Origin of the sequence: Pantoea sp. Fr-CA_6 (genome assembly GCF_024520895.1) — a bacterium.
Lineage (GTDB): Bacteria > Pseudomonadota > Gammaproteobacteria > Enterobacterales > Enterobacteriaceae > Pantoea > Pantoea agglomerans.
This window is the reverse complement of the sequence record NZ_JALNPO010000008.1, coordinates 171,743-185,484: the sequence shown is the minus strand read 5'-3', so window position 1 is coordinate 185,484 and position 13,742 is coordinate 171,743. Positions and strand designations below refer to the sequence as shown.

The 13,742-nt window shown below is 56.9% G+C and carries 13 protein-coding genes; 5 read left to right on the top strand and 8 right to left on the bottom strand.

The window, feature by feature from the left end; genetic code table 11:
• Window positions 1-35 precede the first annotated feature (35 nt).
• From cysA to NR201_RS15780, 7 genes are all read right to left on the bottom strand, one after another.
• Window positions 36-1,124: a sulfate/thiosulfate ABC transporter ATP-binding protein CysA gene (gene cysA / locus NR201_RS15810; RefSeq protein ID WP_010259925.1), complete on the bottom strand. Its 1,089-nt coding sequence runs from the start codon at window positions 1,122-1,124 to the stop codon at window positions 36-38.
• A complete protein-coding gene (cysW, locus tag NR201_RS15805; protein ID WP_010259929.1) occupies window positions 1,114-1,989 on the bottom strand; it encodes a sulfate/thiosulfate ABC transporter permease CysW in 876 nt (291 codons plus the stop codon). The genes cysA and cysW overlap by 11 nt, the downstream gene beginning before the upstream one ends.
• Entirely contained in the window at window positions 1,989-2,822 is an 834-nt protein-coding gene (cysT, locus tag NR201_RS15800) for a sulfate/thiosulfate ABC transporter permease CysT (RefSeq protein WP_010259932.1), read from the bottom strand. Before cysT ends, cysW begins: the two co-directional genes overlap by 1 nt.
• A complete protein-coding gene (locus NR201_RS15795) occupies window positions 2,822-3,838 on the bottom strand; it encodes a sulfate ABC transporter substrate-binding protein (RefSeq protein WP_033778687.1) in 1,017 nt (338 codons plus the stop codon). The genes cysT and NR201_RS15795 overlap by 1 nt, the downstream gene beginning before the upstream one ends.
• 253 nt (window positions 3,839-4,091) lie before the next feature.
• Complete coding sequence (locus NR201_RS15790; RefSeq protein WP_010671361.1) at window positions 4,092-4,709, bottom strand: RpoE-regulated lipoprotein; 618 nt, start codon at window positions 4,707-4,709, stop codon at window positions 4,092-4,094.
• A 65-nt stretch (window positions 4,710-4,774) separates the two neighbouring features.
• Window positions 4,775-5,242 (bottom strand): DUF2919 family protein, encoded by a 468-nt coding sequence (locus NR201_RS15785; RefSeq protein WP_010259942.1) that lies wholly within the window; start codon window positions 5,240-5,242, stop codon window positions 4,775-4,777.
• Window positions 5,232-5,657, bottom strand: coding sequence for a GNAT family acetyltransferase (locus NR201_RS15780; RefSeq protein ID WP_003848834.1), 426 nt, complete (start codon window positions 5,655-5,657; stop codon window positions 5,232-5,234). Before NR201_RS15780 ends, NR201_RS15785 begins: the two co-directional genes overlap by 11 nt.
• A 207-nt stretch (window positions 5,658-5,864) precedes the next feature.
• Here NR201_RS15780 and amiA point away from each other — a divergent pair, with 207 nt between their 5' ends.
• The 5 genes from amiA to ampH all read left to right on the top strand — a co-directional run bounded on the left by amiA (window position 5,865) and on the right by ampH (window position 12,503).
• Window positions 5,865-6,713 carry an N-acetylmuramoyl-L-alanine amidase AmiA gene (gene amiA, locus NR201_RS15775; protein ID WP_010259947.1) on the top strand — a complete coding sequence of 283 codons (849 nt, stop codon included), beginning with the start codon at window positions 5,865-5,867 and terminating at the stop codon, window positions 6,711-6,713.
• Between the two features lie 100 nt (window positions 6,714-6,813).
• Complete coding sequence (gene hemF, locus NR201_RS15770; RefSeq protein WP_010671360.1) at window positions 6,814-7,728, top strand: oxygen-dependent coproporphyrinogen oxidase; 915 nt, start codon at window positions 6,814-6,816, stop codon at window positions 7,726-7,728.
• A 346-nt stretch (window positions 7,729-8,074) separates the two neighbouring features.
• On the top strand, window positions 8,075-9,025 hold the full coding sequence (tal, locus tag NR201_RS15765; RefSeq protein WP_010259954.1) for a transaldolase: 951 nt from the start codon (window positions 8,075-8,077) through the stop codon (window positions 9,023-9,025).
• 57 nt (window positions 9,026-9,082) lie between these two features.
• On the top strand, window positions 9,083-11,083 hold the full coding sequence (tkt, locus tag NR201_RS15760; protein WP_158131460.1) for a transketolase: 2,001 nt from the start codon (window positions 9,083-9,085) through the stop codon (window positions 11,081-11,083).
• 256 nt (window positions 11,084-11,339) lie between these two features.
• Entirely contained in the window at window positions 11,340-12,503 is a 1,164-nt protein-coding gene (gene ampH, locus NR201_RS15755) for a D-alanyl-D-alanine-carboxypeptidase/endopeptidase AmpH (RefSeq protein WP_010259962.1), read from the top strand.
• Here ampH and NR201_RS15750 read toward each other — a convergent pair.
• On the bottom strand, window positions 12,500-13,573 hold the full coding sequence (locus tag NR201_RS15750) for a DUF1176 domain-containing protein (RefSeq protein ID WP_010259965.1): 1,074 nt from the start codon (window positions 13,571-13,573) through the stop codon (window positions 12,500-12,502). The genes ampH and NR201_RS15750 overlap by 4 nt on opposite strands.
• Window positions 13,574-13,742 lie beyond the last annotated feature (169 nt).

Below are 13,742 nucleotides of genomic sequence, written 5' to 3'. Positions count from 1 at the left end.
GAGTGTCACTCCCGCCCGGTGTTGAAGAGAAAATATCAGGCGCTTTGTGCAAAGGCAACTGCGCGCAGTGGCGTATCGCCCTTATAGAGACGCGCCTGCTGCAAGCCAACAAACAGACGCTCGCCGCGAATCGGCGCTGTCTGCTCACCTTCAAACACCACCGAGACCGGCTCGCTTTGCCAGCCTGCAGGCTGGACGACCAGCTGCCAGAAGTGTCCACGCGGGCTCACTTCCAGTACCTGTACCGGCAGCGGGGTTTCCAGACTGCTGCGGCGTGACACGTCGATTTCCCACGGACGCAGGAACAGCTCAACCGCGCCCTGGTGGGCCGAGGTATAGCCCAGCGGCCAGTGGTGCGCGCCAACGTGGAACTGTGATCCCTGAATCTCCCCATCAAAGCGGTTCACTTCACCCAGGAATTCCAGCACAAAACGGGTCGCCGGATCGCGCCACACATCATCTGGCGTGCCGACCTGCTCGATGTTGCCCTGGCTCATCACCACCACGCGATCTGCCACTTCCATCGCCTCTTCCTGGTCGTGGGTGACAAACACGCTGGTGAATTTCAGCTCTTCATGCAGCTGACGCAGCCAGCGGCGCAGCTCTTTACGCACCTGAGCATCCAGCGCGCCAAAGGGTTCATCCAGCAGCAGAATCTGCGGTTCAACCGCTAACGCACGCGCCAGCGCCACACGCTGTTTCTGGCCGCCCGACAGCTGTGCCGGGAAGCGATTCGCCAGATGAGCCAGCTGCACCATCTCCAGCAGACGGGTAACACGCTGTTTGATCTCCGCCGTTGAAGGACGCTCACGACGCGGCAGCACGGTCAGGCCAAAGGCGATGTTGTCGAATACCGTCATATGACGGAACAGCGCGTAGTGCTGGAAGACAAAACCGACCTGACGATCGCGCGCATGCAGGCGGCTGACATCGTTGCCATGAAAACGGATGTGACCGCTGTTCTGATGCTCCAGCCCGGCAATAATGCGCAGCAGCGTGGTTTTACCCGAGCCTGATGGGCCAAGCAGCGCCACCATTTCACCCGAGGCAATATCCAGAGAGATATCGTTCAGCACCGATGTGCGACCAAAGGATTTGTTGATCTTGTTAATCTCAATGCTCATGATTTCCCTCCTGTTGCAGGCGTTTGTGCTGTTGCTCTAAACGCCACTGCACAATGCTTTTCAGAAACAGCGTCACAATTGCCATCAGGGTTAACAGGGCGGCCGCGGTGAATGCGCCAACGGTGTTGTAGTCCTGATGCAATAATTCAACCTGAAGCGGTAATGTGTAGGTCTCACCGCGAATCGATCCCGATACCACCGAGACCGCACCAAATTCACCAATCGCACGGGCGTTGGTCAGCACGATGCCATACAGCAGCGCCCAGCGAATGTTCGGCAGCGTTACGCGGCGGAACATCTGCCAGCCAGAGGCGCCCAGCAGCACCGCCGCTTCATCTTCATGACTGCCCTGACTCAGCATCACCGGGACCAGTTCGCGCACCACAAACGGACAGGTCACAAACACCGTCGCCAGCACCATGCCAGGCCAGGCAAACATAATCTGGATGTTATGCGCATCCAGCCAGCCGCCTGCCGGGCCATTAACGCCCCAGAACAGCAGATACATCAGACCGGCCACGACCGGCGACACGGCAAAAGGAATATCAAACAGGGTCAGCAGCAACTGACGCCCCGGAAAGGTAAAGCGCGTCACCAGCCAGGCGAGCAGCGTGCCGAACACCAGGTTAACCGGTACGGTGATCAACGCCACCATCACGGTCAGCCAGATGGCGTGCAGCATGTCCGGGTCTGCCAGATTGCTGAGGGCGACAATGAGCCCCTGATTCAGCGCTTCCCAGAAGATGGAGGCCATCGGCACCACCAGCAGCAGAATCGAGATCAGCGCGCCGATACTAATCAGCAGCCACTTGCCCCAGTTCACTGGCTGACGAGCAGCGTGATTAATTTGTGAAACCTCAGCCATTAGTGACCTCCCAGACGACGGCCAAAGCGGCTCTGTAATGTGTTAATCGCAAATAACAGAATCAGCGATGCCGCCAGGATCACCGAGGCGATGGCGCTGGCCGCCGGATAGTCGAACTCCTGCAGCCGGACAAAAATCATCAGCGAGGTGACTTCCGTTTTCCAGGCGATGTTACCGGCAATAAAGATCACCGCACCAAATTCACCCAGGCTGCGGGTAAAGGAGAGCGCCGTTCCGGCCAGCAGCGCCGGTGCCACTTCCGGCAACACGACGCGGCGGAAGCTCTGCCACGGCGTGGCACCCAGCGTTTCGGCCGCCTCTTCATACTCCGGGCCTAACTCTTCCAGCACCGGCTGTACGGTACGCACCACAAACGGAATGCTGGTAAAGGCCATGGCGATGGCGATACCAATCCAGGTGTAAGAGATTTTGATGTCGAACTGAGCGAACCACTGTCCATACCAGCCGTTGACCGAAAAGAGTCCGGCCAGGGTCAGACCCGCCACCGCCGTAGGCAGTGCAAACGGCAGATCCATCAGGCCATCCAGCAGCGTCCGGCCCGGAAAACGGTAACGGGTCAGGATCCATGCCATCAGCATGCCGAACACCGCATTAAACAGTGAGGCGACGCCTGCAGAGAGCAGCGTTACTTTATAGGCGGCAATCAGCTGCGGATTGGTCACCACATCCCAGTACTGTTGCAGCGTCATCTGCGACAGCTGCATGATCACCGCGCTGATAGGCAGCAGCAGAATCAGACAGGTAAAGAGCAGACTGGTGCCGAGGCTGAGACCAAAGCCGGGCAACACGCGTTTCTGGCTGGCTGCAAACATTATCCGCGCCCCGCCGCTAACAACTTATCAAGCTCACCGCCGCTGACGAAGTGCGTCTTCATCACCTTATCCCAGCCGCCAAACGCCTCTTCCACCCGGAACAGGCTGGTCTGCGGGAAGCGATCTTTCTGCTCCGCCATCAGCTGTGCATTGTTCACGCGATAGTAGTAGTGAGTAATAATATTCTGCGCTTCAGGCGTGTAGAGATAGTTCAGATAAGCGCTGGCCGCATCAGCGGTTTTATTGGTCGCGACGTTTTTATCCACCCATGCCACCGGAAACTCCGCCAGAATGTTGGTTTTCGGCACCACCACTTCATACTCATCTTTGCCGTACTGGTTGCGGATGTTATTCACTTCGGACTCAAAGCTAATTAATACGTCGCCCAGGCCACGCTCAGCAAAGGTCGTAGTCGCACCGCGACCGCCGGTGTCGAACACTTCAACGTTTTTCAGGAATTGCGTCATAAAGGCACGGGTTTTGGCCTGATCGCCCCCGTCCGCTTTATCCGCTGCGCCCCAGGCGGCCAGATAGGTATAGCGACCATTACCGGAGGTTTTCGGATTCGGGAAAATCAGCTTCACATCACTGCGGGTCAAATCTGACCAGTCGTGAATCTGTTTTGGATTCCCTTTGCGCACCAGAAACGCCATGGTGGAGTAGAAAGGCGAGCTGTTATTCGGCAGACGGCTTTTCCAGTCTGCGGCAATCAGGTTGCCTTTATCGTGCAGCACCTGCACATCCGTAACCTGATTGTATGTGACGACATCCGCGCGCAGTCCCTGCAGGATAGCCAGCGCCTGCTTCGATGAACCGGCGTGCGACATCTTAATGGTCAGTGGATCACTGGGATGGCTGGCATCCCACTGTTTAACGAAGGGAGCATTCAGGGCGACAAACAGCTCCCGCGAAACATCGTAAGAGCTATTAAGAAGTTCAGTGGCATTGGCTGCGCCGGCCAGGCTCAGCGACAACGCGATACCGCTCACGATTTTTTTCATCGCTTGTAATGTCATTTGGCACCCTGAAAAAGATTGATGCGGATCTCACCCGCTGAGGCACCAGTTTATTTATAACTCAGTGAAAACCAGTAACGGTTTTATATATCGTTTGATGATTTCAAAGTCGAAAAAAGCATAAGACGACGGCACTGTTTATGCAGAAATCAGCAAAAGCCGATGGGGAGGAGGAACCCCGTGCCGTGCGCGCCGGCAAAGGTTTTGGGAGGCTCAGCGGCCGCCTGACGGGCGGCGCGCTGAAGACGAGGGATTAACGCTGCCAGACAATCTTGCTGATTTTCCAGCTTTTCAGCGTATCGTCCGAGGGCATTAAGCCCTCCGGTCCATGCCAGTCACCCTGATAAACATAGGTCAGATGCTGACTGCCAGGCGCACGGCATGCCACGTCACGCGCATCGGTGCCGCTGGCTAAGGTGCAGTTGTCGAAGGCTTTGCTGAACTTATTACTGAAGACATCACCCACTTTGCTGCCATCGCTGCTGGCGATTGCGCTGTCCATGACCTCAATACGTTCGACCTGCGACTGCCCGTAAATCACCAGTTTAACGTTGCCATCATCCAGCGCCTGCCAGAAAGAGACCACCTGACCATTCTGGCTGCGCATGCCCTGACGCAGGCTATAGTCACCGTTCAGTCCGGCATTAATCGCGTCCTCTTTCATGGCGGTCGAGGCAGTTAACCCACCCACACCCTGTTCAGTCGCGGTCAGCGAGGAACCGAACCAGTTCCACGGCAGCGCCGAAGACCAGTGATACGTCAGCGGATTCCACCAGCTTGCCTGCTGGCTGCTGTCAGCGCCGGAACCCGAACTGGCACAGCCGCTCAGTACAACCGCGGCGATCAGTAGCGTGGAACGAACAGCTTTCATGAGAACTCCTGTAAATGCGATGCCGGAAAGGCGGAACTGATTGGAGTCGCAAAGCGACAAAAAGTTTAGTGAAGATGATGTTCGGGCAGAAAGCAGTCGCGACAGCGGCGGCTGGATTGCAGCCAGATCAGCGCCAGCAGGTCAAACAACGTCAGCAGCAATGGCAGCGGTGAGGTGAGCAGATCGCCCTGCACAAACTGCATTCCCTGCCAGAGCAGATTCACCAGCAGCGACAGCGCCAGCACGCTGCGCCAGTGCTGCCAGAGTCGCGGCAGGCGGGTGCGATACCCGGTCAGCAGCAGGCCCGCCAGCGCCGGTAAACCCAGCGCAAGACCGATCCAGAACGCCTGCCGATCCGGATAGAACAGCGCCAGCAGATCGTTGCCCTGCTGCCGAGACGCACCGGCCATTACCAGCAGCAGCCAGGTCCGTGCCTGGAGTAACAGGATCAGCCAAAAAAGAAACGGCAGCCGCAGCTGCCCTCTGGCGTCATACTCGTCCGGCAGATAGCCTGGTGACGGCTTAGTATTCACGATCTTCGATCAAACGTTTACCAAACAGCAGCGCATCAACCGGCTCATAATCGAGCTTCTCATAGAACGCCACTACCTGATCATTCTCTTCGCGGATCATCAGATGCAGTTTCGGACAGCCGCGCGCGATAAGCTTCTTCTCCAGACGGTTCATCAGCGCATTCGCAAAGCCGCGTCCCTGATAGTCGGGATGCACGGCCAGATAGTAAGCCGCGCCGCGATGGCCATCATAGCCGCCCATCAGTGTGCCCACGACCACGCCGCCCACTTCAGCGACCAGAAAGAGATCGGGGTCGTGATTCATTTTGCGTTCGATATCCAGCTCAGGATCGTTCCATGGCCGTAACAAATCGCAACGTTCCCATAAGGTGATCACTTCTTCAAAATCTTCCTGGCGGAAGGCGCGGATTTCCATCTTCTTTACCTGCAAATAAGCACAATTTGGTGATTATCACGCATTCTCTGCCGCACGCAACCCTCCATGACGGGCGACAAATAAAAAAGCGCAAATTTACTGTTCGCGACCTGCAATACAAAGTAATGCCCTGAAATGGTTCTGTGATCGCAGGCAGCAGCCCCTTAGGCTATAACACCGGCAAGATTCCTGTTACCGGACCCGCACATGCACCTGCTTAAACGTTTGATTCATCGCCGTCAGTTACTGCTTTCCGGGCTGGCTCTGGCCATTTTATCGCCGCGCGCGGTTCAGGCTAAAGAGCAGTCTGCGCTTACTGGTGCAAATCGTCACTCGCGCCCTGCCCCGCCCGCAAAGAACGGGAAACGTATCGTGATGATCGACCCCGGTCACGGCGGCATCGACTCTGGTGCCGTTGGCGAAGAGGGTTCCGAAGAGAAACACATCGTGCTGGAGATTGCCGGCAACGTACAACGTCAGCTACAGAGCCATCCGCGCATAGAAGTACGTCTGACCCGCGACAGCGACCACTTTATTCCGCTCTATCAGCGGGTGGAGATCGCCCACCAGCACGGCGCAGATCTCTTTATGTCGATTCATGCCGACGGTTTTACCAGTCCCGATGCCAGCGGTGCCTCGGTGTTTGCGCTCTCTAATCGCGGTGCCAGCAGCTCGATGGCGCGTTATCTGTCACAGCGGGAGAACGATGCGGACAAGCTGGGTGGCGTGAAAGCGCAGCAGCAGGATCACTATCTGCAGCAGATCCTGTTCGATCTGGTGCAGACGGACACCATCAAAAACAGCCTGACGCTGGGCAAGCATGTACTGGATCAGATCCGCCCGGTTCATCATCTTCACAGTCAGCACACCGAGCAGGCGGCCTTCGCAGTACTCAAGTCCCCGTCGATCCCCTCGGTGCTGGTCGAGACCTCCTTTATCACTAATCCGCGTGAAGAGCAGCTGCTTGGCACCACCGCGTTTCGCCAGAAAATCGCCTCGGCTATTGCCAGCGGCATCGTCAATTACTTTGATGAGTTTGATCGCCGCAACGCCTGATGCGTGTCGCCGGTTCAGGCCGTGCGACTCGCTGCACTCATGCAAGCGGCGCGGTTTTGCGTATAATCGCGTCAGACTTTGACAAACCATAAGCGAAAAAATGGCTGATATTTCCCGCGTAAAAGCATTCCTGCTCGCATTGCAGGATGAGATTTGTAACCAGCTGGCGGCTGAAGATGGCGGCGCAGCGTTTGCCGAAGATAGCTGGCAGCGTCCTGGCGGCGGCGGCGGTCAGAGCCGCGTGCTGCGCAACGGCGCGGTGTTTGAGCAGGCGGGCGTCAACTTTTCGCACGTGCATGGCGATCAGATGCCGGCATCCGCCACTGCACACCGGCCGGAGCTGGCGGGTCGCAGCTTTGAAGCAATGGGCGTGTCGCTGGTGATCCACCCGAACAACCCCTATGTACCTACCAGCCACGCCAACGTGCGCTTTTTTATCGCGGAGAAACCGGGTGCCGATCCGGTCTGGTGGTTTGGTGGCGGATTTGACCTGACCCCTTTTTATGGCTTCGAAGAAGATGCGCTGCACTGGCACCAGACCGCCGCTGATCTCTGCCAGCCTTTTGGCGAGGATGTCTATCCGCGCTATAAAAAGTGGTGTGATGACTATTTCTATCTGAAGCATCGTGATGAGCAGCGCGGCATTGGCGGCCTGTTTTTTGACGATCTCAATACGCCCGACTTTGAGCAGAGCTTCAGCTTTATGCAGGCGGTTGGCCGCGGCTTTATGGATGCCTATCGGCCGATTGTGGCGCGCCGTAAAGATCACCCGTGGGGCGATCGTGAGCGTCAGTTCCAGCTCTATCGCCGTGGTCGCTATGTGGAGTTTAATCTGGTGTGGGACCGCGGCACGCTGTTTGGTCTGCAGACCGGCGGTCGCACTGAGTCGATCCTGATGTCGATGCCCCCGCTGGTGCGCTGGGAATATGATTATCAGCCCGATGCCGACTCGCCTGAAGCCGCCCTCTATCGCGATTTCCTGCCGGTGAAGAACTGGCTGAATCTGCCAGTCTGATCGTTTCTGCCGCTGCAGCGCGCGTCTCAACCCGCGCTGCGCTTACCTCTCGCCTGATCGGCCTCTTCTTTTTTACAGGGCACAGATTGCTACAGTGTGGCCTGCGTCATTCCTCCTGACTGCTATGCTTATGGGTGGAATATGGCGCACCCCACGGTTAACACCGCATGACGGCTCCTTCGCACCGCCTCGCAGCGCAACAATCAGAGAAACCGCATGTTCATCAGAAACTCTCTGTTGCAATGTTATGGGTTCGCGTTCCCGGTAGCAGAACATGCCACAGACCGGCTGCGAGGCTTGAGGTGCCCCCTGTTCGCTTTCATTTTTCTTTTCAAGGAGTTTAGAGATGAACCAGCTAGAAGCCCTAAAACAGTTCACCACCGTGGTGGCGGACAGTGGTGATATCGAATCGATTCGTAATTACCATCCGGAAGACGCCACCACCAATCCCTCACTCATTCTGAAAGCGTCCGGTCTCGAAGGGTATAAGCACCTGATGGATGACGCGATTGAGTACGCCAAAAAACAGGGCGGCAGCAAAGAGACGCAGATTATCAACGCCAGCGACAAAGTGGCGATCAACCTTGGTATGGAAATCCTGAAAAGCATACCGGGCCGTGTTTCGACCGAAGTGGATGCGCGCCTCTCCTTCGATCGTGGCATGTGTGTGACCAAAGCAGAAAAACTGATTCGGATGTATGAAGAGCACGGTATCGATCGCTCACGCGTACTGATTAAGCTGGCCTCGACCTGGGAAGGCATCCGCGCAGCGGAAGAGCTGGAGAAAAACGGCATTCAGTGCAACCTGACACTGCTCTTCTCCTTTGCTCAGGCGCGTGCCTGTGCCGAAGCGGGCGTGTTCCTGATCTCCCCGTTCGTTGGACGCATCTACGACTGGTATAACTCGCGCAAACCCATGGACCCCTACGTGGCAGATGAAGATCCGGGCGTGAAATCCGTGCGTCGCATCTACGATTACTACAAAAAGCATCGTTACAGCACCATCATCATGGGCGCCAGCTTCCGTAAAGTGGAGCAGATTATCGCGCTGGCAGGCTGCGACCGCCTGACCCTGTCACCTAATCTGCTGGAAGAGTTGCAGAACAGTGATGCGCCGCTTGAGCGCAAACTGGAGCCTTCAACTGAAGGTTTCCACCAGCCGTCGCCGCTCTCCGAGGCGGAGTTCCGTTGGGAACATAATCAGGATCCAATGGCAGTTGAAAAACTCTCTGACGGCATCCGCCAGTTCGCGGTTGACCAGCAGAAGCTGGAAGATGTGCTCGCCGCACGCCTGTAGTCTTTATTTTAGTCGGGCGGGACTTTCCCGCCCTGATGCATAACAAGGGAGAACTTTATGTCCTCACGCAGAGAGTTGGCAAACGCGATTCGTGCACTGAGCATGGATGCGGTACAGAAGGCAAATTCAGGCCACCCCGGAGCGCCAATGGGAATGGCCGATATCGCCGAAGTGTTGTGGCGCGACTTCCTCCAGCATAATCCGACCAATCCCGCCTGGCTTGATCGCGACCGCTTTATCCTCTCCAACGGCCACGGCTCGATGCTGCTTTATAGCCTGCTGCACCTGAGCGGTTATGACCTGCCGATTGAAGAGCTGAAAAATTTCCGTCAGCTGCACTCTAAAACGCCAGGTCACCCGGAAATCGGCTACACCCCAGGCGTTGAAACCACCACTGGCCCGCTGGGTCAGGGACTGGCTAACGCCGTGGGCTTAGCCATTGCAGAACGCACGCTGGCCGCGCAGTTTAACCGTCCGGATCATGAGATTGTCGATCACCACACCTATGTGTTTATGGGCGATGGCTGTCTGATGGAAGGCATCTCGCACGAAGTCTGTTCACTGGCGGGGACCCTGGGTCTCGGCAAACTGATCGGCTTCTATGACCATAACGGTATCTCGATCGATGGCGAGACCGAAGGCTGGTTTACTGACGACACCCATAAACGCTTTGAGTCCTACAACTGGCATGTGATTGGCGATATCGACGGCCATGACGCTGATGCCATTCGTGAGGCGATCAAAGAGGCGCAGAGCGTCACCGATAAGCCTTCACTGATTATCTGCCGCACCATTATCGGTTTCGGTTCGCCGAACAAAGCCGGTAAAGAGGAGTCGCACGGCGCGGCGCTGGGTGAGGCAGAAGTTGCCCTGACCCGCAAACAGCTCGGCTGGAACTATCCGGCGTTTGAGATCCCGGCTGAAATCTACCAGCAGTGGGATGCCAAAGCGGCGGGTGCTGAACGTGAAAAAGCCTGGGATGCAAAATTTGCGGCTTACAAAGAAGCCCATCCAGAGCTGGCGAAAGAGTATGAGCGCCGGATGAATGGCGAAATGCCCGCCAACTGGGAAACCGAAGCGACCCGGTTCATTCAGGAGTTGCAGGCTAACCCGCAGAAAATCGCCAGCCGTAAAGCGTCACAAAACTCGCTGGAAGCCTACGGCAAAATGCTGCCGGAGTTCCTCGGCGGTTCTGCTGACCTGGCACCGAGTAACCTCACCATCTGGTCAGGTTCTAAATCGATCAAAGAGGATCCGGCCGGTAACTATATTCACTACGGCGTGCGTGAATTTGGTATGACGGCGATTGGTAACGGTATCGCGCACCATGGCGGTTTCGTTCCCTACACCGCAACCTTCCTGATGTTTGTAGAATATGCGCGTAACGCCGCGCGTATGGCTGCGCTGATGAAGGCACGACAGATTCTGGTCTACACCCATGACTCCATCGGTCTGGGCGAAGATGGCCCGACGCACCAGCCGGTAGAGCAGATCGCCAGCCTGCGTCTGACGCCAAATATGAGCGTATGGCGTCCGTGCGATCAGGTCGAAACGGCTGTAGCGTGGAAAGCCGCCGTCGAACGTCATCACGGTCCGACAGCGCTGATCCTCTCGCGTCAGAATCTGCTGCAGCCGGAACGTACCCCGGAGCAGATCGAAAACATCAAACGCGGCGGCTACGTGCTGAAGGATTGCGACGGCATACCAGAAGTGATTCTGATCGCGACCGGTTCAGAGATTGAGATCACCCTGGGTGCAGCGGATAAGCTCACTTCAGGCGGTCACAAGGTTCGGGTGGTTTCACTGCCTTCTACTGACCTGTTTGATGCGCAGGATGCCGCTTACCGCGAATCCGTACTGCCGAGCGGCGTGAAAGCGCGTGTGGCGGTAGAAGCGGGTATTGCTGACTACTGGTTCAAGTATGTCGGTCTGGACGGTGCGATTGTCGGTATGACCACCTTTGGTGAATCGGCCCCGGCCAGTCAGTTGTTCCCGGAGTTTGGCTTCACGGTTGAGAATATCGTCAGCCACGCTGAAGCATTACTCAAGCCAGTTTAATGCTTATGCCCTTCCCGGCTCACCGGGAAGGGCCATTTCCACTTATAGCCTGATACATAAAAAAAACTCTATTCCCCTCTTCCCGCCCTGCGCAAACTCATTACTATAGAGCCGTCATACTTAATGCTGCCTGTGCGCTGGCTGTCCGTCTGTTCCTGCTGTTGTTCTGCCGGGATAACGCGGTTCTGTCCTGATGCATCCCGATGAGTGAAGGCAGATTTCCTCCGATTTTATAGCGAAGCCACTTCCGTTGAACATGCGCACACCCTATTTACTGGCCCTGATGGTTTCACTGCTTCCATTAAAAAGCATGGCGCAGGTCGCGCCCGATCCACTGCTGGCCTCTCAGATTGTTGATCGCTATGCGGAACATATCTTTTACGGCAGCGGTGCAACCGGCATGGCACTGGTAGCGATTGATGGCAATCAGCGGGTGTTCGCCAGCTTTGGTGAAACCCGTCCCGGCAACAATGTCCGTCCGCAGAAAGATTCGCTGATTCGCATCGCCTCGCTGAGTAAGCTGATGACCAGTGAAGTGATGGTGAAGCTGGCTGAGCGCGGACAGATCCGCCTCGACGATCCCCTGAGTAAATATGCGCCGCCGGGTTCACGCGTGCCCACCTACAATGGTCAGCCCATTCGCCTGATCAATCTCTCGACCCACACCAGCGGACTGCCGCGCGAACAGCCAGGCGGCAAAGCGCAGCGTCCGGTATTTGTCTGGCCGACCCGTGGTGAACGCTGGGCGTGGCTGTCGCGCGCTAACCTCAAAGCGGCGCCAGGCAGCAGTGCCGCCTACTCCAACCTGGGCTACGATCTGCTGGGTGATGCGCTGTCGCGCGCCACCGGCAAACCCTATCCGGCACTGTTTCAGCAGCTGATTACCCGACCGCTCGGCATGAAGGACACGACGTTTACGCCGTCGCCAGAGCAGTGCGGACGCCTGATGGTGGCGGAAAAAGGAGCCAGTCCGTGCAATAACACCCTGGCGGCGATTGGCAGCGGCGGCGTTTACTCCACGCCGGATGATATGGGCCGCTGGATGCAGCAGTTCCTTAACTCTTCGGTTAACCACCGCACGCCGCAGATCGATCGACTGCAGACGCTGATCTATCGTCGCGATCAGCTGAGCAAAGTAGAAGGCATGGATGTGCCGGGTAAAGCGGATGCGCTGGGGATGGGCTGGGTCTTTATGGGGCCGAAAAATGGTCGCCCTGGCATTATTCAGAAAACCGGCGGCGGCGGCGGTTTCATCACCTATATGGCGATGGTGCCGCAGCATAACGTGGGGGTATTTGTGGTGGTGACCCGCTCGCCGCTGACCCGCTTTACGCCAATGAGCGACGGCGTGAATAATATGCTGGCCGAACTGGTCGGCAATCAGCTTGGCTCACCGATGATGGTGCAGGCGATTCGTTAACGCTGCTGTACGCCACCGTCAGACTGGCTGACCCACAGGGTTGGCCAGTCATCACTGCTGTGCCAGGCGTCACAGGTCGACTCTTCCGCATACTCCGCTAACACAAAACGCGTGCCATCAAACTGCCAGCGTGTGGCACTGCCGCAGTCACCCAACCCACGTCCTTTACCAAAGGTGTAGAGCTGGCCGCTGGCCGCATCATATTCGGCGTTAATCAGCTCAAGCTGTCGGTCACTGGCACCTGGTGGGGTAAACGGCAGAGTTAAGGTGATGCCGCGCGCGACATACGGCTGGCTGCGCGTCACTTCAAACGCCAGATCGATCACGTTATAAGCCCCCATTTCACAACTCACCAGCAGCAGCGCGCGCTGATCGGTGAGTGGCGCCACGCTGACTTCACGGCGCAGTGGATCGAGTGAGCAGGAGTCGGTATTGACCCGCCAGGTGCCGTAATCAATTAATCCGCTGGTCTCATCGCGCGTCAATGCCGCGGGTGGCTCGACAGCAGGCGGCAGTGGCGGCAGCGCAGGCGGCGGCGGAACATCCCAGCTGGCGCGATCGCCACGTTTAACCCATGCGCTCATGCTGTTGACCCGCCCCTGGGTGTCATCCATCAGCAACAGCGCGGCCTTCATACCGCGCAGGGAGATCAGCGCATTGGGATCGAAAGTGAGCTGAAGGGTTTTCGCCTCCATCACCAGATCAAGAAACTCATCAATTGCGATGGCATTGCTGGTGGCGAGATGGTGCGGTTCAACCGTCCAGTGTTTGAGGTCGGGTTTCAGACGGCGCTGATCCAGTAGCAGGTTATCCTGAAGCGAACCGCCAGGCAGCGCGCCACTGTAGGCACTGCCGTAGTCGATTCGCAGCAAGGGGCGATCGTTGACGCCCGCATGCCGCGAAATCGTCATCACTAACCCTTTGTCGCCCGGAATATTGCGCGCCACACAAAAGGCTTCATTGTTGCAGGTGATTTGCCAGTCGTTGAATGACTTTTGCAACGGTTCCGCCTGAACACAGGCAACCCACAGAGACGGCAACAGCCACAGCGATTTCATCCAATACGACATTAAGAAAATCGATCCCCGAATACCCAGAGTGGAGAGGATAGCGCATCAACGGGCCTGCCAGGGTTCCCATTCTGTGAACCTGTGCAAAAAGCGCAGTTAACTGCTTAAAAAGCGTGCATGAAAAGTGGATTATGCTTCACTTTCCACGCTCAACGCCGTCACGCTGCAA